The sequence below is a fragment of the Nostoc sp. genome (assembly GCF_036917355.1).
In the GTDB taxonomy this organism is placed as follows: Bacteria; Cyanobacteriota; Cyanobacteriia; order Cyanobacteriales; family Nostocaceae; genus Nostoc.
The window spans coordinates 58,897-81,438 of sequence record NZ_JBALDP010000056.1 but is presented as its reverse complement, the minus strand read 5'-3'; the positions used below and the strand labels follow the sequence as shown (position 1 = coordinate 81,438).

Below are 22,542 nucleotides of genomic sequence, written 5' to 3'. Positions count from 1 at the left end.
AAATCCTTTCCCTTTAACCTTTTCCCTTTTCCCTAAGAGTGCAAAAATATATTTTTGCAAGAGAGGTCTACTGATGATTAAGTTGTTGGTTTGGATGTTCTTGATTTTTTACTACAGGTGATGCTGCTGTCTCCACACTTTTTTCTTGGGCTTGTATTTCCAGTAGTTGAGGAATTGTCACAAATCTATAGCCTTCAGCTTTTAAACCTGCGATCATTTCTGGTAAAGCTTTGACAGATTTTGAACGGTTGCCGCCCCCATCGTGCAGCAGTACAATTGCACCGGGTTTTGCATATTTCAGCACATTTTTGACCAGCCCTGTAACTGGTGGCGAACGGCGTTCAGCATCTCCCGATTGTTCTGACCACATCATGACAGCGTATTTCTCGCTTTTGGCATATTCAGCTAGTCCATTATTCAAAAAACCTCCAGGAGGGCGAAATAGAGTAGTTTTTATTCCAGTAGTCTTGTAGATGATTTCTGCTGTGCGATCGATTTCACTAGCCGCAGTAGCTAAGTCCATGTGGTGATACGAATGATGCCATGTGTGATTACCAATTACGTGACCGTCAGCAGCCACTTGCTTGGCAACTTGAGGAAAATATTGCACCATTTGCCCAATCATGAAGAATGTGGCTTTTATATCATTTTTCTTCAAGATTTCTAAAATCTGTGCCGTATTTTTGGGGCCAGGGCCATCATCAAAAGTTAGGGCAATAACTTTCTCATTCGGTTTTAGTTTCCCTTGATAAACGATTGTTCCCTGAAATGCCTTTGGCACTTCATTCATCTGTTGTGTGACTGGACTTATATTCTGTGCATCTGCACTCATCAGCTTGTTATGACTCGCTTTAGCACTCTCGCTTTTTGGCTTGATAATTCCCAACAAATGCTCAAATCCGCTTGTGGTTAAAAGCAAGCTGATTCCTAAACTACTAGCACTAGTAACCAATATAACAATTATTATTTTCAGTAATAAAGATAATTTACGACTAGACACATTAAATCTCCTCAAATATTAGTTATTAGTTATTGGGGATTAGTTTCTCCCTGATGTTCCCATACCTTATATCATGTCCGCGTGATTACTTATTAAACTGGAATTACCCGGACTTGATATTATTTCTAGCTAGCCTGTTGTAATTAATATATCTACTGCTGAGAGAAAAAAGAAAACAATAAAATACCTTGAAACATTCCAGATCAAGGATGTCTCAATTTAGTCTGTACTAATTTGCTACCATTATTAAACTGAATAAAATAATACTCAGTAAATTTAGCTGACCAGTAGAGCCAACAATGATAGCAGTATAACCGTAACCTGGAGAAATGCTAGGTAGTCGTTATTCGCTATTTACTTGCGATCGCTTCCAGCGGGCGGTTACGCCATCGCAGTTTTTGCTTATCGTTGTAGAGAGGCAGAAGGTGACAACCTCCTACCTCATGTCCTCTTCAATCTTCGTCAAGGGCTGGGAAAGCTTCTTCAAGCTGCCACAACCGATCTTTATTTTCAACGAACCAAATACGAGTTTCTGGAGTTAATTTACTCCAAATGTCTTCAACAGGGATGTGAGGAGATGCATACTGGTATTGCTGACCAAGTGATTTGAGATTATCTGCTACATCACGGGGAATTCCAAATTGTTCCCAGTCAACTGTGATATGTCTTCCCGAAACTCCGGCTGTGGGGTCGAAAACCAATTGTGCCGATCTGACTAAATCAGCAAAGTGTTTCGGTTTGAGTTTGGTAATTTCCTGAATTTGGAGTGATTCGTTATGCTCTTGAGACATGATCGCCGCAGTGGTAAAGATTAGTGGTCTATTGAACTTACTGCCAGAGATTTTTATCCCAATATTTTTACTTTAGCGCAGAGCCACTAACTCGATCGTGACTTAACCACACAAGGGGTTTGAGCAAATCGTTTGAGGTGAGCAAATTTACTACAAATCTATCAGTACAATGTCTAAGCTAGTAATAGACCTCTTGCAAAAATATATTTTTGCACTCTTAGGGAAAAGGGAAAAGGTTAAAGGGAAAGGATTTTGAGTTTTTTTACCCTTTTCCCTTTTCCCTTTACCTCGACTTTTGCAAGAAGTCTAATGAAAAGTTTGTAGTAAGGACTTTAGTCCTTATTTTCTAAGCACTAAAGTCCTTACTACAAACTGTTCTCAGTATCTATTTTAGTGACGAGTGTAGGAACGCTCAAAGCGAGTTTTGAGTGTTTGAGCCATAACAGAGATGACAATTGCTGCTATAGAAACCGATATTGCTGCTATTTTGATTCTAGAATCATCTGCAAGTATTGCTACAGCAGCTAGAGCGATCGCTACCCCGATACAACCTTGTTTGACCCTATTTGTCACTTGATAAGCTCGATTGCAAGAACTACAAATAAGTGTGTGTCGCGAAAATCTGTCTGGCAAAATCGGCTTTGAATTCAAGTCGTCATTCTCAACATTTTTAAATGTGGAATAGCCTTGATAAAAAGGTAAAGATGACCCAAATTTATCTAGCCACTTGCGGAACTCAATCACTAATGTATCAGATGTTTTCAGCGGCAAATATAATTCTTTGAGACTTCTTCCCAAGCGCTCAATTTCTGCCTGTTGTCCCGCAATCAGAGGCAAATCCTGCTCCAATATTTTGTTTGTATTCAAGTGATCGAGCCAGCGCGGCCTCAGCTTGACTCCCCAAGTCATGAAATTACGATAACCTCTAGCTAAAAGACGGCATCGCCCTTTACCTAAAGGAATTGAATACAAAGCTAGTCCAAATGTCCAATCTTTTTTTTCAATATAAGCAGTGTTTAGCACAAGACTTGGAGCAACAAAATCGACATACTTCCAGGCTTCATTTGATTTGTTAGCTCCCCGCCACCTGCCTTTAACCCCCTGAACCGAATTTTCTAGCACTTCCATTTCTAGCGGTTGGGCATTTTTCCGATTACCACCCCCTCTAGTGCCATTATGGCTAATAGCAACATGAGCCGGATCGATGACGTTTTCTACTAGATATGTTTGGTCGTAAGGCAGATCCAATGTAAAGTCTGCACACACAAATCCTGACTTATCTAAATCTGGCAAAATTGGAATAATTTCATCAACAGCAGTTTCTTTTTCACCAGCCCATACCCAAATCATGCCTTGGCGTTCCACAACTTTAAAAGATGGCACGCAAGCATTAACTGGAATTTTTGTATCTGTTGCTAATTGGGGAATGTGCAGACATTGGCCATCACTGCCAAACTGCCAACCGTGATATAAGCACTCAATTTTGCCGTCAATAATTTGTCCTTCAGAAAGTTTGGCTGTACGGTGAGGACAACGATCTGCTAAACAAATCAATTGTCCATCTTTGTCTTTGAACAAAACTAAAGGTTCATCGTACAAGGAAAAGCTATAAGGGCGATTGGCAGGTAAGTCTTTGACGAAGGTGACGGGATACCAGCATTGCCTCCAGTTAAATTCTTGCTTTTCCTCTAGTTTCTCAAAGGTAGAAGTTGGTGGTGTCGCCTGTAGGGTTTCTGTTTCTAATGACATATTTTTCTCCAGGTTTCTATTATTTTAGACTTTTGGATTAGCAAATCTTTAGTCCTATAGATAGAACATTTCTAGAGTGAAACTTCAAAAATTAACCATGAGAAAGCATTCAAGCCTTTTGAGTAAGTCAAAGATCGTTTTGCTTGCGGAAAACACCAAAATGAGTAAGCAAACTGGGGTTTGAGTAAGTCAAAGGTCATTTTGCTTGCGGAAAACACCAAAATGAGAAAGCAAACTGGGGTTTGAATAAGTCAAAGGTCATTTTGCTTGCGGAAAACACCAAAATGAGTAAGCAAACACAGCTTTTGAATAAGTCAAAGGTCATTTTGAGAAAGCATTTAAGTATTTGGAGCAAGTAAACGGGTATTTTTATAAAGCAATGACGCTTTTTGATAAAGTAATCAGCGAATATACTTGACTATTAAAAATAGCGTCTGCACAAATAAAGTAGGCGCTCAAATCACTTAATAACTTTTCTATAACTTTCTGTTTCTAGAGGAATTGCCTCAGCTACTCATCTTCGATGAGAACTGTAACAGCAGCGATCGCAATCAACATTTCGTCATTTTTATCATTGAGTTCGGGAATCGCCCGCCCCTGAACTATCATTCCTCCAGATTCTACGGTGAGGGTTTTTCGCCCAAATGGTAATACAGCGAGTACTTCTTCTTCTCTAACTTGTTCTGGGTATGGCACTGCTACCTGAACCTCTATAATCATTTGATTGGGATGACTTAAACCTGCGACTTCCCAAACACCAGGTAAGGCATTGTGAGCGATCGCATTACGTACCGCCCTAGATGCTGCTACTGTTGGTTCTTGTCCGTGTTGATCGATTCCCATCCCCATCTCGATAATCAAGCGTTTACGCGCCATTACTACCTCCGGTAAATCTTGCACCTTTCACCACCAAAGGCAGCTATTCTGGTGGCAAGAGGCAAAATAAATACTGCATCCTTTCTCTGCAAGACCCTTCGCACAGAGTCTTAAAATCAGAGCTAGACATGCTAATTGCACCTTCCTGCCTCCTATTTGCTGCCTACTTTACAACAGACGTTGCAAGCGACTCAGACGCTCTGAGTAACTTCTCATCACCTCTATGGCAAACATGGGTGTTTCCTGAACGGCAAATAGAAACCCTTTATCATCAAGGAAAACCAGTTTGCTATCTACCTTAGCAATAGCTGTGTAAGTTCTATTTTTGACTCCTACAAGTACCCCAACACCAAAAACTTCGCCCGTTTGAATGGTTTCTACAACCTTTCCACTGACTAATATATCTATCTGTCCTTCCAAAATGCCGTACATATTATCACCAGGCTGTCCTTCTTCAAAGATGACTTGACCTGCTGAAAATGCTTGAGGGTCGGGTTGTTTTTGAAAGATACTGACTGTTACCACAGGACTTAACATTAGAGCAACCCCAAAATTCTTTGTTTTTCAACGAAATCTTTTGATAGCTTTAGGCGAATCCAGAAAAGTATACTACTTTCTGTTGATAAACTCTCAATCTCCGCAAAATTCCTGATTAGCTCCCTGGTTGACCTTTATTAGGATCGGACAAGGGGAAATGAAAACACGCCTTAGCACAGCACGGCGGAAATAAACATACCCTTCGGGTTCACCAGTCGCCTGCGGAGGGAAACCCTCCCGCAGCGCTGGTTCACCATTTCAAATGGCGCAAGAGCTTAAAATACAATTCTTTTGACTTTTGACTTCCGCCTTGCGGTACTAGCCTTGTAAAGGTAAATAAAATAGCAAATTTTGGTTTTCAGGCTATCTTCTATAATTAGTAAAACCTGCACACCTAATTCTAGGCATGAGACTGTGACCGAATCAGGAAGTTACAAAGATACTGTAAACCTACCCAAGACTAACTTTGATATGCGGGCAAACGCCATCAAGCGCGAGCCTGAAATCCAAAAATTTTGGGAAGAAAATAAAATTTACGATCGCCTCTTTGAAAATAACCCCGGCGAATTATTTATACTGCACGATGGGCCTCCCTACGCTAATGGCTCACTTCATATTGGTCATGCCTTAAATAAAATTCTCAAAGATATTATTAACCGCTACCAAATGTTACAAGGGTGTAAAGTTCGCTACGTTCCTGGTTGGGATTGTCACGGATTGCCAATTGAGTTAAAAGTTTTGCAGAACATGAAGTCAGCAGAACGGCAAAATTTAACATCTTTACAACTGCGGCAGAAAGCGAAAGAATTTGGACTAGCAACGGTAAACGACCAGCGCCAAAATTTTAAACGCTACGGTATTTGGGGTGATTGGGAAAACCCTTATCTAACTCTAAAGCCGGAATATGAAGCGGCTCAAATTGGCGTATTTGGTCAGATGTTCTTAAAAGGCTACATCTATCGCGGTTTGAAACCGGTTCACTGGAGTCCCAGTTCTAAAACCGCTTTGGCTGAAGCTGAGTTGGAATATCCAGAAGGTCACGTTTCCCGCAGTATCTATGCAGCTTTTGCAGTTACAAGTTTGGCGGAAACTGTAAAACCACTGTTGGCGGAATATCTGTCAGATTTGGGTGTGGCTATCTGGACGACTACACCTTGGACAATTCCGGGGAATTTGGCTGTGGCGGTAAATGCAGATTTAAATTATGCAGTGGTGGAAGTTTCACCTTCAGAAGCAAAAGCGCAGAGTCATTTCAAATACTTAATCGTTGCTGCTGATTTAGTCGAACGTTTATCTTCAACCTTGGGAGTTGAGTTAACTGTAAAAGCCACCTTCAAAGGGAATGATTTAGAACATACTACTTACCGTCATCCTCTATATGACCGCGAAAGTCCGATTGTCGTCGGCGGTGATTACATCACAACTGAATCGGGTACGGGGTTAGTACATACTGCTCCCGGTCATGGTCAAGAAGACTACATTGTTGGTCAGCGTTACGGTTTACCCATCCTTGCACCAGTGGATGACAATGGCAATTTTACCGAAGAAGCGGGAGAATTTGCAGGCTTGAATGTTCTGGGTGATGGGAATCAAGCGGTGATTGATGCACTGGCTGCGGCTGGTTCTTTGTTGAAGGAAGAACCATACCCCCACAAGTATCCTTATGATTGGCGGACGAAGAAGCCGACAATTTTCCGCGCCACGGAACAATGGTTTGCTTCCGTGGAAGGATTTAGAGAAGAAGCACTAAAAGCGATCGCCACGGTAAAATGGATTCCAGCCCAAGGTGAAAATCGGATCACGCCAATGGTGGCAGAACGTTCCGATTGGTGTATCTCTCGTCAACGCGCTTGGGGTGTACCCATTCCCGTTTTCTACGATGAAGCCACGGGAGAACCACTGCTGAACGAAGAAACTATCAACCACGTCCAAGGAATCATCGCCGAAAAAGGTTCCGATGCTTGGTGGGAACTTTCAACTGAGGAATTATTACCCGAATCTTATCGTAACAATGGCAAGTCGTACCGCCGGGGTACAGACACAATGGATGTATGGTTTGATTCTGGCTCATCTTGGGCAGCTGTCGTTCAACAGCGTCCAGAATTACGCTACCCTGCTGATATATATTTGGAAGGTTCCGACCAACATCGCGGTTGGTTTCAGTCAAGTTTGCTTACCAGCGTAGCGGTAAATGATATTGCGCCTTACAAAACTGTACTAACTCACGGCTTCGCTTTAGACGAACAAGGCCGAAAGATGAGTAAGTCAGAAGGAAATGTGGTCGATCCAAATACAATCATTGAAGGCGGGAAAAATCAAAAAGTAGAACCGCCTTACGGTGCAGATGTATTGCGATTGTGGGTATCATCGGTTGACTACTCCGGCGATGTTCGCATTGGCAAAAACATCATTAAGCAAATGAATGATGTTAGAGGCAAAATTCGCAATACGGCGCGGTTTTTGTTGGGTAGCTTGGATGATTTTGACCCGGAAAAAGATGCAGTTCCCTTCGAGGAATTGCCAGAACTTGACCGTTATATGCTGCACCGCATCACCGAAGTATTTGAAGAAGTAACGGAAGCCTTTGAGAGTTTCCAATTCTTCCGCTTTTTCCAAACAGTGCAGAATTTCTGCGTGGTGGATTTATCCAACTTTTATTTGGATGTTGCTAAAGATAGGCTGTACATCAGTGCAAAAAATGCTTTCCGCCGTCGCAGTTGTCAAACGGTGCTGAAGATAGCTTTAGATAATTTAGCACGAGCGATCGCACCAGTGTTATCTCACACTGCCGAAGATATTTGGCAATATCTCCCATACAAAACACCTTACAAATCGGTGTTTGAAGCCGGTTGGGTGCAGGTTGAGGAAAAATGGCGTAATCCAGATTTAGCAGAATTTTGGGAAACGCTGCGACAACTCCGCACCGATGTGAATAAGGTGTTGGAACAAGCCAGAATAGAAAAACTCATTGGTTCTTCCCTGGAAGCCAAAGCTTTGATTTATATCCCTCACAAACAATTAGGCGATGCTATCAAAGCCTTTAACCCGGTTAAGGGTAATGGTATCGACGAACTGCGGTATTTATTGCTGACTTCCCAAGTTGAATTATTAGATTCTGCTCAAGGGTTGCAAGGATTGGAATATACAGCGCAGACTGAAGACTGGACAATTGCTGTAGTAAAAGCAGATGGTCAAAAATGCGATCGCTGTTGGAACTACTCTACTCATGTGGGAGAATCAGCAGAACATCCCCTAATTTGCGAACGGTGTGTTGCAGCCTTAGCTGGAGAGTTTTAAAAGCAAAAATCCCACGGCGCTAGCAGACTAGAAATCACTAACCTAAAAATGGCTAAATGCACTTAGGAATTTTCAATAAATAAACGATCCAATCTTGTGGGGCGGGCATCTTGCCCGCCTCTGGCTATAGGCGGTTAATTACGAATTACACTTCGGCGGGTTGATATTCTTGTTGTCTTTCCACAAACGACTGAACACGGGTGCGGTAGTTTCTCACAGTCTCATCTACCCATTCGCGATCGTTGCTATTTGCATACAAATGCACCAGTGGTTCGCTGGCATCTGGTAAAACTAACAGCCAACTGTCATCGTAGGGTTGACAAATTTTTACTCCATCAATTAATTCTAGATTTTGCGCTGGGTGAGTTTCTACCAAGTAACGCATCAAAGCACCCTTAGCTGTCCACGGGCAACGGACTGTATAAGTTTTGTGAATTACACGGGGCAATTCTGACCGCGCAGCAGCAAGCGATCGCTCTTGGATAGTCAACATCTCAATTATCTTTGCAATGCAGAACATAGAATCAAATCCCGGATGCAGTTGCGGGAAAATAAAACCAGTCTCTCCACTACCTCCTAGAACCACATTTGGGTTTTTCTGACAAGCTTCCATTAAAGCTGTAGGGTTGGCTTTAGTGCGAATTACTCTACCATCATGGCGACGGGCAACTTGTTCAATAGCACTGGAAGCATGAACTGGTACAACTACTGTCCCTCTGGGGTTAGCGGTTAATATCATGTCTACCATCAGTGCTGTTAACATTTCCCCACGAATTGGGTAGCCTGATTCATCAACTAAAATTAGCTGTTCTCCATTAGCGGATACTTGCACCCCAAAGTTAGCTTTTAATGCCTCCACTACATGGCCTAACTGAGTTAGCAATCCTTCGCGATTGGTGATTGACATCGCCGTTTTATTGACACTGGCATTCAGTACGACTGCATCAGCGCCAAATTTATCCAACATTTGGGGTAAAACTGCCCCCGATACCGCATAAACATAATCAATCACCACTTTAGCGCGACTGTTGCGGAGTGTATGCACATGCAACAGTTTCTCAAAAGCAGTACAGTAGCGCTCCATGACTTGGCTGGGATAAGACACATCGCCAATTTCATGAATTAGCGCCCGCCGCATATCCTCCTTAAAGTAAGCCCCTTCGATTTTCTTTTCCAGGGCTTTGGAGATATTAATACCTTTTGCATCCATGAATTCAATCAGAATATAGTCAGGGCGATCGGGATGTACCCGAACGTGGATACCACCAGCTACCGACATTGTGGGTATAACTGTGCGGGCAATGGGGATAGCTGTGGCATCGAGATTTTGAATATCAATACCTACAGACATTAAACCAGCAATCAGCGATCGCGTCACCATCCGAGAAACATTACGCTGGTCGCGGGAAACCGTTACTTTAGAACCAGGTTTCAAAGTAGAACCGTAAGCAGATCCCAATTTCACAGCGAATTCTGGGGTGATGTCAATATTAGCTAAACCTTGGACACCACGTTGCCCAAATAAATTTCGTTGGGCGGTGTTCCCCCAAATCAAGTTAATGTTTAAAACTGCCCCTGACTCAATCTTTTTACTGGGCCAAACACGCACACCAGGGCTAATTTGCGCTTCTTCTCCCACCGTGGAAAGCGAACCCACCACAGCAGCTTCTAATACATGGGCGCGGCGGTCTACACGAGTCCCACGGGAAATTACACAAGCAGAAAGATGTGCTTCCTCGCCAATAAATGCCCCATTCCATACGATGGGACGTTTGAGATTAGCATCAGCACCAATAGTTACATTATCCCCAATTACGGTTCCTGCCTCAATTTGGACTCTTGCCCCGATGCGGCAATTGTCACCAATCACTGCTGGGGTTTCAATCACAGCCGTCTGGTCAATGTAAGTATTTTGGCCTACCCATAATTCATGGGAAACTTCTTTGTAGGCAAAATCTAATTGCACTTTCCGGTCTAAGGCATCATACTGAGCCTCACGATAGGCATCTAAGTGACCGACATCACACCAGTAACCTTGAGCGATGTAACCATACATTGGCTCATCTTTTGCTAGTAGTAAGGGGAATAAGTCTTTGGAAAAGTCACATTCAACGTTTGCTGGCAAATATTCCAAAACTTCTGGTTCGAGAATGTAAGTACCAGTGTTAACGGTATCAGAAAAAATTTCACTACTAGAGGGTTTTTCTAAAAATCGCCGAATCCGTGCTTCCTCATCGGTAATCACCACTCCAAATTCAATCGGGTTGGGAACCCTGGTTAAAATCAAAGTAGCTTTTGACTTATTTTGTTTGTGAAATGCGATCGCTGCCGTCAGGTCAAAATCTGTTATGCTATCGCCGCTAATGACTAAAAAAGTTTCATCAAGAAGTTCGGCAATGTTTTTCACACAGCCTGCTGTACCCAAAGGCTGATCTTCTTCGACAGCATAAGTCATCTGAACGCCAAAATCGCTGCCATCTTGAAAATAGTCTCGCAAGACATCAGGTAAATAATGCAATGTTGCAATAACTTCTGTAATTTGATGTCGTTTGAGGAGATTGATAATATGTTCGGCAATTGGTCGATTTAGAATCGGCACCATCGGTTTCGGCAGATCGCAAGTTAACGGGCGAAGCCGCGTTCCCGAACCCCCTGCCATCAGTACTGCACGCATAAATCCTCCTTAACTAGTTACAGCCTTTGCTGCTTGAAAACGTATCAGATAGATTTTGTTATTCTTTCTCTAGTCTCCTATGGATATTGATATTTGAGGAACTTCCACAAGATGCATATACATGGGGGATTGGGGATTGGGAATGGGCAAAGGGAAAGGGGTAAGGGGGAAAGGTTAAATTTATCCCTTTACCCTTTACCCTTTAACCTTTTCCCCTGCCCCTCACCTCCCCCACTCCCCACCTTATTGGCAATGATAAAGTTCATATTCGTAGCCGTCTACGGGTGGCAAAGATAGAGTATCAGACGTAACACATGTTTTCACGGTTTCTGCTATGGGTGCGTGAAAGTTTACCAGCCACAAGTCAAAAGGTCGTGGTAATTGTTTTAAAGTATTTTCCAGAGCAATGGTGGAAGCATTCGGATCTCGATCTTGATGAGCTAGGAGAAACAGAGGATTTTGGAGTGAATTTGCACGTTTAATCTCCCTCGCAACTCCCATCATTTCCCCAGTGTGTACATAAGTTTTGTGGGTGGTGGCAATCAGTACTGGTGTTGGAGATGTTTGTTGAATTAGTTGCACAAACAGGTCAGGACGATAATATTTTTGATAGCCGAGATTGCAGATTACTGTAACTGCGCTGAAAAATCCCATTAACCAAATTAACATTACGGCTTTTTTGCCGTTTATTCCCCATTTACCTACACTTGTTATCCCATTTTTCCCTTGCTCTGTTTCCATCCATTCTTGGGGAGGATGCCAACAAACTGCGAGACTTGCACCTAGTAAAACCACGATCGCGGGAAAGTAAACAAAGTTATATCTAGCACCTCTAGTGAGGTCAATACCCAAAAAGTACGTAAAGATAAAGAATAAAGCGATCGCACTGATAACTACTCCAGCAAGTACCTGAATCATCATCCGGCTTTCTGGGCGCTGTAGTTGAATTTTAATCCCACGCAGCAAAATTGGTACTGCCCAAATAAAGAAAGTCAGCATCACCACTCCAGAAGGAATCACAATCAAAGCTTGAGAAGATTCAACTGGTAATAGGGAAATCATTGCAATCAATGTTCCTAAAGCTTGAAAAATTGGACTTAACCAATCTAGTCCAACGCGCGAACCTCGAATCCACTCGGTCAAAGCACCACGATTTTCATTCTCTAACAGGGTTGGTATCCAAATTAAACCTGCCACACCAGTACCTATAGCAACGGCATAGATCCGCCGCCAGGGAGGAGAGAAGAGGAGAGAAAATTTGCTGCTAGTAGTCTGCCAACCCAAAAATGCTGGGTGAGGGCTGGGGAAAGGGGAAAGGGTAAAGGGTAAAGGATTTAAAACCTTTCCCCCTTCCCCCTTACCCTTTACCCTGCCAAGTTCACTTGGCGAACTGCTAGTTTGCAATTGATGCCAAGCCAGAAAAATCAAAACTACGGCTTCTGTGCAGAGGGTAAGGGTGAAAAAATAATGAGTAGCAATACCTAAACCATTAATTCCTATCCAGAAAAGTGCTACCCATATAGGTAAAGGTGTGCGGTTTTGAATATGACGTGTGGCAATTACTAAGCAGGTGAGGGAACCAATTACCCATAAGATTGCCAAAGTATAATGACGCGCTTCTTGTGCTAAAAATACGCCATAAGGTGATACTGCCATCATGGCAGCAGTCAAGTTTCCCACTAATCGCGAACGAAACGCTACTCTACCTAATACGTAAACACACGGGATAGAGGCAGCGCCGATTATCGCTGGTAGCAATCGCGCACCAAACAGCGATACTAATCCTCCATCGCTGGGAAATAACTTCATCCACAGGTAAGCCAGCACAAAATACAGTGGTGGATGATTATCTTGTGTGGCTAAGTTATGAATGACATCACCAATACTAGCCGCTGGGTTTGGTTGCAGTGGTTGTAATAGGATATCAGGTGCGATCGCTCGATCGAGGGTAACTGATAAAAAAGTATTCCCCAAGCTAAACACCAAGGTGGCAAACTCATCAGTCCAAGGAGGCTTTGCAGTCAAGTTGACTAGGCGCAAGCTGATGCCGACGATCGACCAGATTAAGATCGGCAAGGGATTAACCCAAAAAGGAGGAAGGCGATGCCAATTATGCCAATGCTTGCGTTGTGAGCCAGAGTTTTGATCTGCCAGAGGCAGGAAATGGGTAGCAAATGCAGGTAGCAACGAGATAATTTTTTTGTAAAAATAAAATGCACCTTGGAAAAGAACTCTCATTGCTGGGCCTCACAGTCATGGATTTGTAGATTTGACGTTTGAGATTTAAGTTCGTTCTAAAATCTAAAAACAAAAATCTAAAGCTCAAATCCCTCGTTGTGATTATTTCACGTCTGTGACGCGCCAGCTAAGTTTCAAATTAACCCAGAAATTCCAGATGGTAGCAACTGCGATCGCTATCAACTTAGCTAAATACTGATTTATTTCCAAGATATTATAGAGAAAGTTAATTATTAGAGCTTGTAATATAACTCCTGCCAAGCAGACCGCGCTGAACTTCAAGAATCGCTTGAAACGTTGATGCAAAGCACGTTGCCCCTGAGAAATATCACTAAAAGTCCATACATCATTCCATAGAAAATTATTTACGATTGCCACTCCGGCCGAAAGAATCGTACTGCGAGTTAAACCTAAATGAATTACAGTACGCAGCAAGTGAAACACCGTTAAATCCACAAACACACCACTAAAGCCAACAAACCCAAAACGGACAAATCGACCGACGGGGAAATTGACTTTTCTACTCAATCGTCCTACTTTGCCTGTGGAAAGCCGCAATCTTACTAAGTGGTGGATGTAATCTATATATTGCTTCCATGTCACTTTACTCTCGCCCTCTTTGCGTTCGCAGAACACATACCCAACCTCGGCAACTTGGTCTACTTTTCCCCGGCCAATTACTTCTAGAAGAATTTTATATCCTACTGGATTGAGTGTTGCACCTGCGATCGCACTCCGGCGCACCATAAAATAACCACTCATCGGGTCAGAAACTCTGCCCAATACCCCCGGTAAGATCACCAAGCCTAACAACTGAGCGCCACGAGACAAGAAACGCCTAACAACACTCCAGCTACTAACACCGCCTCCTTCTACATGACGGCTAGCTACTGCCAAATCTGCTCCCCGCTCAATATTATGCAACAGTTGTATTAGTACCTCTGGTGGGTGCTGTAAATCTCCATCAATCACCCCCAACACACTCCCCGTAGCTGCTTGCCACCCACGAATCACTGCTGAGGATAGCCCCCGTTCTTGTTGGCGTCGCATCACCCGCAACTGGGGGTATTCTGGCGTCAAAGATTGCGCTATCTCCCAGGTTCGGTCTGGGCTATCATCATCTACCACTATTAGTTCATAGTTTCCTGCAATAGATTCATCCAGTAATTGACTCAATATGCTGACTACATTCTTGATGTTGCCACGCTCTTTATAAGTAGGAATTACTAGAGAAAGATGAATAGAATTATCATCTGTATCCACGGGGTTGGGGGGCAACTCTGAAATTTTTAGTGGGCCAGTTGATACTGTTAACAGCGAGTTGGATGAGTTTGTTTTCATATTCCAAATTGCAAAACGAGGGTGTGTAAAGTCCGTGGAAAATAGAATCAAACATCTGCTGACTTTATTGACTGAACCTAGTTGCTCAAAAGTTGAGGAATCCTTTTGTTACAGTTAGTTGCCCTGAAACTTTAGTAATTCCCGTACTTCGATTCCCACTATTTTCCTAAATTTCATCTAAATTTTACATCTTACCCCTTGTTTTTATGATACTATACGAAAAATTACGTATTTTTTAGCAAAACATCCTGTACTTTTAAGTAAACTAAGTCAGTAAATATACATTTTATTCAGCATATCTTTATAATTTTTTAATCATACTACGGGTAATATTATCTTAATATAGACTATCGGAAGTTTTAGTAATATGCTTATACATTATTGTTTTTACAGCAAGTTAAGAATAAAGTGCAGATAATGATTACATAAGCTTGTTACACCCGTAAAAACTTATTTGTTGATGCAATAAGTATTGAATTAATTAAACACTACAAAACAAAGAAAAATTAACATATTTCTTTGATAAATGGCTATAGCTATCTCTTAAGCATAAAAGCAGTTATAAATTCCTATTTGATTTTTTAAAAGACAAACTACTCCATAAGGTAAGAGGCAGTTAATGTTTCGTTCTTACTTGTTTTTAGGAGTAATTTGATGAACCGAATGAAACTAGATATGTACAGTCTAGTTTTGGAAGATTTGTCAAGATTTAGCAATATAAGAAATCAAGCTTAACAAAAATTAATATGTTACTAAATAAGTATACTATTTAGTAGACACTGGATTGAAAATATGTCAAAAGTAACATTATAAAATCCCCCAATAGGGCATTGCAAAAAAGAGAAAAATTTTGTTTGTTATTAAAATGATGGCGTAGTTTTATTGCTTGTTTTGAGTAAATGAACCTCTAAAAATACAGGGTAGATCATGCATATTCCTGATGGATTTGTTTCTATTCCGGTGGCAGGGGCTACTGGTTTAGCGAGCGCGGCAGCGCTGTTTGTTGCCTTCGGGCGATCGCAAGAGGCTTTTGGTATTCGTCGTGCCCCGATATTGGGACTAACCACCGCCTTCATTTTTGCTGCCCAGATGATCAATTTTCCAGTAGCAGGAGGTACTAGTGGTCACTTGTTAGGGGGAACCTTAGCTGCGATCGTTTTAGGCAGTCCTTGGGCAGGAACATTGTGTCTCGCCACAGTTTTAATTATTCAAGCCGTTCTATTTGCTGATGGTGGCATTACAGCCTTGGGAGCAAATATTTTTAACATGGCAGTAGTTGGAGTTTGGGTTGGCTGGGTTTTAACCGAAACCTTGCAACGGTTGTTTGGTGGGTCTAAAGGGCGCTTACCCTTGGCTGCTGGGATCGCAGCTGGTGTGAGTGTAGTGGTAGCTGCGATCGCTTGTGCCATTGAATTAGCCCTCTCTGGAACTGCGCCGGTAGCGATAGTTTTACCAGCCATGACTGGTGTGCATATTTTGATTGGCATTGGCGAAGGAATGATTACCGGGGGTGTGCTGACTTATCTGGCCAGAGCCAGACCAGATTTGTTACCAGGCGAACAGCACGAGTTTCGCGGTTGGTCAGTGCCCATTGTCACCATTTTCTTGATTGCGGGAGTTCTGTCACTCTTTGCCTCAGCATGGCCCGATGGTTTGGAGAAAGTTGCCGAAAATACTGGCTTCATTAACTTAGCCCAGAAAGTACGGATAATTGTGCCGACTCCCTTAGCTGACTATGGAATTGAGGGTTTAGGGCCAATTGGCACTAGTATCGCTGGACTGGTAGGAGCTGCGGTTTGCTTTGCTGTTGCCTTTGGAATTGCCAAGGTAGTGAAACCGAAGAATGCTTAAACTTTCCTTACCGCTACGCTTACAACTGTCTCTAGCGATCGTGGTGGGAGCAGCTTTATTAAAGCATCATGCTTGGTATGGACTAAGTGTATATGGCGCGATCGCACTTTTCTGGGCTTGCTTCTTGCGCGTACCAATTCGCCAATTGGGAGGATTACTCGGTACAGAATTGATTTTTTTGTCCTTGCTAGCATTGCCCTTGGGATGGGAACGAGCCAGTTTTTTGCTAGTTCGTTCCCTGGTTTGTCTGGTGACGATGAATAGTTTTTTGTTAACCTTACCGCCCCACAGTTTCGGCATTGCTCTGAAAACATTGCCAGTACCAGCACCTTTAAAGGAAAACTTGTTGTTAGCTGGGCAATATATGGAAATTTTGCTCTCAGAAGTAACGCGGATGCGGCGCAGCGCCCAACTACGCGGTCTGAATGGAACTACGGGATGGTTGCGCTATGCCAGTGCTGCCATGATTGGAGCTTTATATCTCCGCAGTCTAGATCGAGCAGAGCGAGTCTATGCGGCAATGGTAGCTCGTGGTTACAACGGACAATTACCCATAGATTCTACCCTCAGACCAAAAGAACGTTTTGCCCTATTAATAGCTTGGGCGATCGCTGCTAGCGTAACCATAACTTCTTACAAAATTTAACCCACTCCTTAGTAGAGATGCGAAATCGCGTCTCTACCTAAGACGCGATTAATCGCGTCTCAATTCCCTTACATATTGAGTTTGGAAATTTTGAAATCATTAACTTCTAATCCCCAATTATCAACCGATAACCCCCATACAGCTGTAGTCGAGGTTGAGAACCTGGTATATGCATATTCCCATCAGAAGCCAGTATTACAGGAAATATCTTTTACCTTGAACAAAGGCGATCGCGTCGCATTGATGGGAGCAACTGGTTCTGGAAAAAGCACCTTATTGGAGAACTTAATCGGCTTAAAACAACCGCAAGCAGGGAAAATTACCATTAATGGCATCCCCGTAGAACTGCAAACTTTACCCCAAGTGCGTCGTCAAATTGGCTTTAGCTTCCAAGACGCCAACGACCAACTATTCATGCCCACCATCTTGGAAGATATTACCTTTGGCCCACGTAACTATGGGATGTCACCAGCAGAAGCAAGCGATCGCGCCCGCCAGTTATTAGCTGATTTTGGTCTAGAAGCCTACGCCAATCGTTCCGCCCACGAACTTTCTGGTGGACAAAGACGCCTAGCCGCCCTAGCCTCGATTTTAGCCCTAGAACCAACAATTCTAATTTTGGATGAGCCAACTAACGGTCTCGATCCAGCATGGCGGCGTCATTTGGCGCAAGTATTATTAAAGTTACCCGTACAAGCGATCTTAATTGCTTCCCATGACCTACATTGGTTAGGCAGAGTTACTCAACGCGCTTTGGTGCTGTCTGGTGGTCGTATTCAAATAGACAGCGATATTCAACCACTGTTGCAAGATGGTGCTACTTTAGACCAGTTGGGTTTGCCGATAGATTGGTGATTTCAGATGAGGGGGAGTGAAGAAGGGAATAGGTTATAGGTAATAGGGTACAGATTATTCCCTATTACCTGTTACCTGTCACCTCTCCCCTAAATCTCAATACCCAAATCCCTCTTTTACTCGTAATATTGGATACTATATTGTGGGTTGAGTTGCCGTTGGGGTGTTAATGTCTGTTTTACATAAATATACTGTTCTTGCTCCTGTTAGCCTAAGCATTGCTTTGTTCGTTACTAGTTGCACCGACAATAAAGTTTCCCAGTGCCAGCGACTGATTCGAGTTGTGAATGCTGGAACTTCTCTAATTGATAAAAATAAAGGAACGCAAGTGATAACTAGCATACAGTTATCTAAAGATTTAGACTTTGTGACTAAATCCATTGCAGAACTGAAGCTAACAGATCCGAAGCTGAAAGAATTTCAAAGCGGTTTTGTGAAGATTTTTCAAAATCTTAGTCAAGCGATCGCCAAAGCAGGTAGGGCACTTGGTGCAACCAAGACAGCACAAGCCTCAGAATCTGGGAGAGCAAAAATCCAAAAGGCTAGAGCCGAAATTGATTCAGCACTGACAACAGCTACAACTCTTGGCAAACGGTCAGATACATTAGTGAATCAGATGAATAAGTATTGTAGCGAGCCAGAATAATCAATCTGGGGCAGAGGGGCAAGGAGGAAAAACGTTACCGCACCTTCAATACTTCTCGGTTAAGGGGAAAGGGGAAAGGGAAAAGGGAAAGAAAAAACCTTTAACCCTTACCCTTTACCCCAAACCCGATTCCGAGTTAAAAATGCACAAAGCCAGAAGTATTGACTGCACCTTCTCCTCTGCTTTTTCATTCTCCCACTGATACAGCGATAGCTTTCAGAACGACAGTAACTTTTATCACTTCTTTTTCAAAAATTTTCCTGATATACACCAACTTTATCTGTCAAAAGAAGTATTGGTGCAAGTCAAATGAAATACCAGGAGTGATATGAGTCTACTGATGGCGAGTGTACTGACAACAGTGCCAATATCTGCGGTCAATTTACCAGAAAAGTCCGTAATTCTGCCAGAAAACCCGGTGCAGCAGTCAACACAAGATAATTTATCTCAAGTTGTCTCACCTGCTGAAATTACACCACCTGAATTCGTGCAACCAGATATAACCACCTCGTCAGCGATAAAAAATAAGTACGAGAATATACTGAGAAAAAGTAGAGAAAAAATTCAATTCATTAGTTCCCCTAACTTACCTGAATTAAAAGATACTCAACCTATAACAGAAGTTGTACAGAACCAGGAAAGTACAGAAGAATTTGACCAATCTCTTCATCCCCCAGACTCAGACAACCCAATGTCTCAAGTCACCTCAGTATCGCAACTCCAGGACGTGCAACCATCCGACTGGGCTTTTGGTGCTTTGCAGTCTTTAGTAGAACGCTATGGCTGCATTGCGGGATACCCTGATGGGACTTATCTGGGGAATCGCAGCATCAGCCGTTATGAATTTGCGGCTGGTTTAAATGCTTGCTTAGAGAAGATTAACGATGCGATGCCTGCGGTGGTCACTGAGCAGCTTGCCTTGAGCGAAGTCGAAAGGAGCCGAAGTGCAGGCTACGCCTACGCTAACAATAAAATTAATACTGTTAATAATGAAGATTTAATCTCGCTGCAAAGGTTGCAAGGCGAATTCAAAGCAGAGTTGCAGCAATTACAGCAGCGCGTCGAAGTTGTGGAAAAGCAGACTAGTGAATTACAAGGAAATCGGTTTTCCACAACTACTAGATTATTTGGTCAAGCCATTTTTAGCGTGCAGGGAACCAATAGCCCCGATGTCGATTTGTTTCCGAGAGATGGAGTACCTGAACGCCAGGGAAAAACCAATCTGACTTTTACAAGTAGCGTCCAACTAACTTTAGCAACTTCCTTTACAGGGCGAGATTTGCTACTAACAGGGTTGTCTGCGGGTAATTTTGGTTCTAATGCATCGTTGTTATCTACCAATATGGGGCGGTTGGGTTTCGAGTCAAATACAGACAACAATCTAGTTGTTAGTGACTTATCTTATCGATTTCTGGCCTCGAATAACTTGGGAATTGTCGCCGGTACGGCGGGAGTCAACCCCATCAACACCTTTCGCGGTATTAGCCCTTTAGAAGGTTCTAGCGATGGTGCAATTTCTCTATTTGGTCAGCGGAACCCGATTTTAAGTATTGGTAACGGCACTGGTGGTATAGGCTTTGACTGGCAAATTAGCGATCGCATCAGTTTGCAAGGCGTTTATAGTGCCGAAATACCCAGTTTTCCTGGCGACACCAAGCAGGGCGGACTATTTGGCGGTAGATATACTGCTGGCGCTCAGTTAAGTTTAGCACCCACAAATAACATCGATATCGGCGTACATTATCTCTATTCCCACTCCCCAGATGGCTTACTGGGAGGTGGTATTGGCGATTCTCAACTGATCTCACCTTTTGCAAATCCTACAGCTTTCGATACCCAAGCCATTGGCGCTACCGTTGCTTGGCGAATTAACCCTAACTTGCATTTGGGCGGTTGGGGTGGCTTTACTTCCTCCAAGCCATCCAACCTTTCTGGAAGCGTAGAAACTACTAACTGGATGGTATTCGCAGCTTTTCCTAATTTGCTGCGTTCTGGGAATTTAGGGGGCGTTCTCGTTGGACAACCGCCCAAAATTACTTCCAGTACTTTACCCGACGGCTTCAATTTTCCCAACTTTTCTGATGGCGGGACAGCAGGTGGACGTAGTGACACATCAATTCACGTAGAAGTTTTTTACCGCGCCCAACTGAGCGACAATATCGCCTTGACTCCAGGCTTATTCGTTATTTTCAATCCCGATCACAATGCTGCTAACGATGCCTTAATCGTTGGGACATTAAGAGCAAGTTTCCGGTTTTAATTTTGTACTGATGTAAACGTTATAAAATACGCTATTCAACTACTGACGAGTTCAGTATTAAATGCTTTCACGATCCATCAGGAGCAAGGAAAAGTCATGCGTAAACATACGCGTATTTTTTTTATATGTGATTAAAGGAGCAAATTTTTCATGAAATTAAATTCATCAGTTCAATTGGGTTGTGTTCTTGTTAGCAGCAGCAGTTTAGCCGCAGTCTTCATCGGTTTAAGTGGAACAAGTGCTTCTGCTCAAATCACAATTCAAAGCACTGGCACATTATCGGGTACTATCCAACTCCCCAGAAATAATCCCAATTTCAATCAAAGCATTACTCGTGTTGATACAGACGATACGGGGACTTACTCGCGGAACTTAGGTACTAAGAACAATCCTAATTATGTTCCTATATACAAGTCAGACTATGTGCAGGTACAAACACGCTCTGATGGTAGTCTGCATTATTTTGTTGACTTTAAAGGCATTCCGATTGTCTCCTTTAATGGCGTTCTTACTTCGCCGATTCTCTCTGGCGGTGAGTTGACACCCTATAAATACCAAGGACAATTGGCAGGAACCACATTTCAAGGAGTAGTTCAGGATGAATTTAATCTCACAAAAGCCTTATACACTGGTATTGTCACCGATCCAAACACTGGAAACCAGTATCAGGGCACTTTTGAAGTGAGTGGATATGGAGTCCGATATAGCGATCGCAATGGTAGCGCCACCCCCACAGTCTTTGATTTCAAATCCGATCTCCCTGGTTCGCCAAAGGTGACATCTTTGGAAATGACTAACTCACCCCTAGCAAGAATACAAATCAAAGTACCTGCAACTGCAACTCTCATACCTCCTACACCAACTACCGATAGTGTTAGTACACCTACTCCCCCACCAGTAATTAGTGGTGGTAGTACACCCACTCCCCCGCCAGTAATTAGTGGTGGCAGTACACCCATTCCTCCATCAGTAATTGATGGTAGTGCGATCGCCCCTGCACCCGTAGTTAGTGATGGAAACACATTCACTGTTACGCCAATAGTTGATGGCGGTAACACATTCACTGTTACACCAATAGTTGATAGTGGCGCTTCCTCGACACCTACAACGTACACATCTGGGTCTAATTCTCCATCAATTTCTACTACACCTAATATGGAATTGAGTAACGGTAATTTCCTAGAGGTAAATCAAGTAGTTGTCAACCCTGCAACCCTTGCTCAAGCTGCTTGTTCGCAAGATTCGGCCAAGAGTTGTACAATAACTTCACCCAAACAAGCGATCGGCCCTCGTAGTCGAGTGCTACTGCGTTAGTTAGGGACTTTCCAATAAAAAATATCCAACAACTCCTTGTGGGGTGGGCGTCTCGCCCGCCCCTAAGCAAAGGCTAACTTGACCAAAATTTTGAATGCTTCTGGAACTCTAGCAGGGCAAAGTGAAATCAATATAATAGTTAGCACAGGGGCATACATTGCAATTAAAAAAGTTCACCATCACTTATTTGCAGCGTTTTTGTTGCTCAGACTACCTTTCGATGGTATCTTTTACCCTGATAATTTTCTGGCTATACTAGTAGACTTAAGCCGATTGATTGATAAATTTCATCCTCCAGCATAAAATACACAAAAACTCTAAATTTTGGACATATATCAGTATGCATTTACTTTTAACTGACATAAAAATCTTGTTTGATGTTGGAGAAAATTAATTTTATTGGAGGCTACAAAAACTCGATCGCTAAGGTTAACACTAACACTACAAAGTGAATCTACATCAATCAA

16 protein-coding genes are annotated in these 22,542 nt (G+C 42.8%); 8 read left to right on the top strand and 8 right to left on the bottom strand.

What is annotated here, in order from left to right:
* Positions 1 to 67 precede the first annotated feature (67 nt).
* From V7K53_RS16240 to V7K53_RS16220, 5 genes are all read right to left on the bottom strand, one after another.
* Positions 68 to 1,000: a polysaccharide deacetylase family protein gene (locus V7K53_RS16240; protein ID WP_335198535.1), complete on the bottom strand. Its 933-nt coding sequence runs from the start codon at positions 998 to 1,000 to the stop codon at positions 68 to 70.
* A gap of 452 nt (positions 1,001 to 1,452) precedes the next feature.
* Positions 1,453 to 1,791 (bottom strand): hypothetical protein, encoded by a 339-nt coding sequence (locus V7K53_RS16235; RefSeq protein WP_289797160.1) that lies wholly within the window; start codon positions 1,789 to 1,791, stop codon positions 1,453 to 1,455.
* A 390-nt stretch (positions 1,792 to 2,181) separates the two neighbouring features.
* Positions 2,182 to 3,540, bottom strand: a complete 1,359-nt coding sequence (locus V7K53_RS16230) for an aromatic ring-hydroxylating dioxygenase subunit alpha (RefSeq protein WP_335198534.1) — start codon at positions 3,538 to 3,540, stop codon at positions 2,182 to 2,184.
* Positions 3,541 to 4,050: 510 nt separating this feature from the next.
* Complete coding sequence (locus V7K53_RS16225; protein ID WP_099101269.1) at positions 4,051 to 4,416, bottom strand: Lin0512 family protein; 366 nt, start codon at positions 4,414 to 4,416, stop codon at positions 4,051 to 4,053.
* 168 nt (positions 4,417 to 4,584) lie between these two features.
* Positions 4,585 to 4,953: a Crp/Fnr family transcriptional regulator gene (locus V7K53_RS16220; protein ID WP_335198533.1), complete on the bottom strand. Its 369-nt coding sequence runs from the start codon at positions 4,951 to 4,953 to the stop codon at positions 4,585 to 4,587.
* 414 nt (positions 4,954 to 5,367) lie between these two features.
* Between V7K53_RS16220 and ileS the strand changes: the two genes are divergently transcribed.
* Positions 5,368 to 8,250 carry an isoleucine--tRNA ligase gene (ileS, locus tag V7K53_RS16215; protein WP_335198532.1) on the top strand — a complete coding sequence of 961 codons (2,883 nt, stop codon included), beginning with the start codon at positions 5,368 to 5,370 and terminating at the stop codon, positions 8,248 to 8,250.
* Positions 8,251 to 8,395: 145 nt separating this feature from the next.
* Here the strand turns inward: ileS and V7K53_RS16210 are convergent, their stop codons facing one another.
* The 3 genes from V7K53_RS16210 to V7K53_RS16200 all read right to left on the bottom strand — a co-directional run bounded on the left by V7K53_RS16210 (position 8,396) and on the right by V7K53_RS16200 (position 14,503).
* Positions 8,396 to 10,924, bottom strand: coding sequence for a mannose-1-phosphate guanyltransferase (locus V7K53_RS16210; RefSeq protein ID WP_335198531.1), 2,529 nt, complete (start codon positions 10,922 to 10,924; stop codon positions 8,396 to 8,398).
* A gap of 243 nt (positions 10,925 to 11,167) precedes the next feature.
* A complete protein-coding gene (locus V7K53_RS16205; RefSeq protein ID WP_335198530.1) occupies positions 11,168 to 13,162 on the bottom strand; it encodes a glycosyltransferase family 39 protein in 1,995 nt (664 codons plus the stop codon).
* Between the two features lie 102 nt (positions 13,163 to 13,264).
* The gene (locus V7K53_RS16200) at positions 13,265 to 14,503 is read right to left on the bottom strand and encodes a glycosyltransferase (RefSeq protein WP_335198529.1); all 1,239 of its coding nucleotides are present in this window, start codon (positions 14,501 to 14,503) and stop codon (positions 13,265 to 13,267) included.
* A gap of 927 nt (positions 14,504 to 15,430) precedes the next feature.
* Here V7K53_RS16200 and V7K53_RS16195 point away from each other — a divergent pair.
* The 7 genes from V7K53_RS16195 to V7K53_RS16165 all read left to right on the top strand — a co-directional run bounded on the left by V7K53_RS16195 (position 15,431) and on the right by V7K53_RS16165 (position 22,378).
* Positions 15,431 to 16,354: an energy-coupling factor ABC transporter permease gene (locus V7K53_RS16195; RefSeq protein ID WP_335198528.1), complete on the top strand. Its 924-nt coding sequence runs from the start codon at positions 15,431 to 15,433 to the stop codon at positions 16,352 to 16,354.
* Positions 16,347 to 17,000, top strand: coding sequence for an energy-coupling factor transporter transmembrane component T family protein (locus V7K53_RS16190; RefSeq protein ID WP_335198527.1), 654 nt, complete (start codon positions 16,347 to 16,349; stop codon positions 16,998 to 17,000). The genes V7K53_RS16195 and V7K53_RS16190 overlap by 8 nt, the downstream gene beginning before the upstream one ends.
* Positions 17,001 to 17,090: 90 nt before the next feature.
* Positions 17,091 to 17,855 carry an energy-coupling factor ABC transporter ATP-binding protein gene (locus V7K53_RS16185; protein WP_335198526.1) on the top strand — a complete coding sequence of 255 codons (765 nt, stop codon included), beginning with the start codon at positions 17,091 to 17,093 and terminating at the stop codon, positions 17,853 to 17,855.
* 169 nt (positions 17,856 to 18,024) lie between these two features.
* Positions 18,025 to 18,501 (top strand): hypothetical protein, encoded by a 477-nt coding sequence (locus V7K53_RS16180; RefSeq protein ID WP_335198525.1) that lies wholly within the window; start codon positions 18,025 to 18,027, stop codon positions 18,499 to 18,501.
* A gap of 328 nt (positions 18,502 to 18,829) precedes the next feature.
* A complete protein-coding gene (locus tag V7K53_RS16175; protein WP_335198524.1) occupies positions 18,830 to 20,761 on the top strand; it encodes an iron uptake porin in 1,932 nt (643 codons plus the stop codon).
* A gap of 150 nt (positions 20,762 to 20,911) precedes the next feature.
* Positions 20,912 to 22,075, top strand: coding sequence for a hypothetical protein (locus tag V7K53_RS16170; protein ID WP_335198523.1), 1,164 nt, complete (start codon positions 20,912 to 20,914; stop codon positions 22,073 to 22,075).
* 78 nt (positions 22,076 to 22,153) lie between these two features.
* On the top strand, positions 22,154 to 22,378 hold the full coding sequence (locus tag V7K53_RS16165; RefSeq protein WP_335198521.1) for a hypothetical protein: 225 nt from the start codon (positions 22,154 to 22,156) through the stop codon (positions 22,376 to 22,378).
* The last annotated feature ends 164 nt before the right edge of the window (positions 22,379 to 22,542 follow it).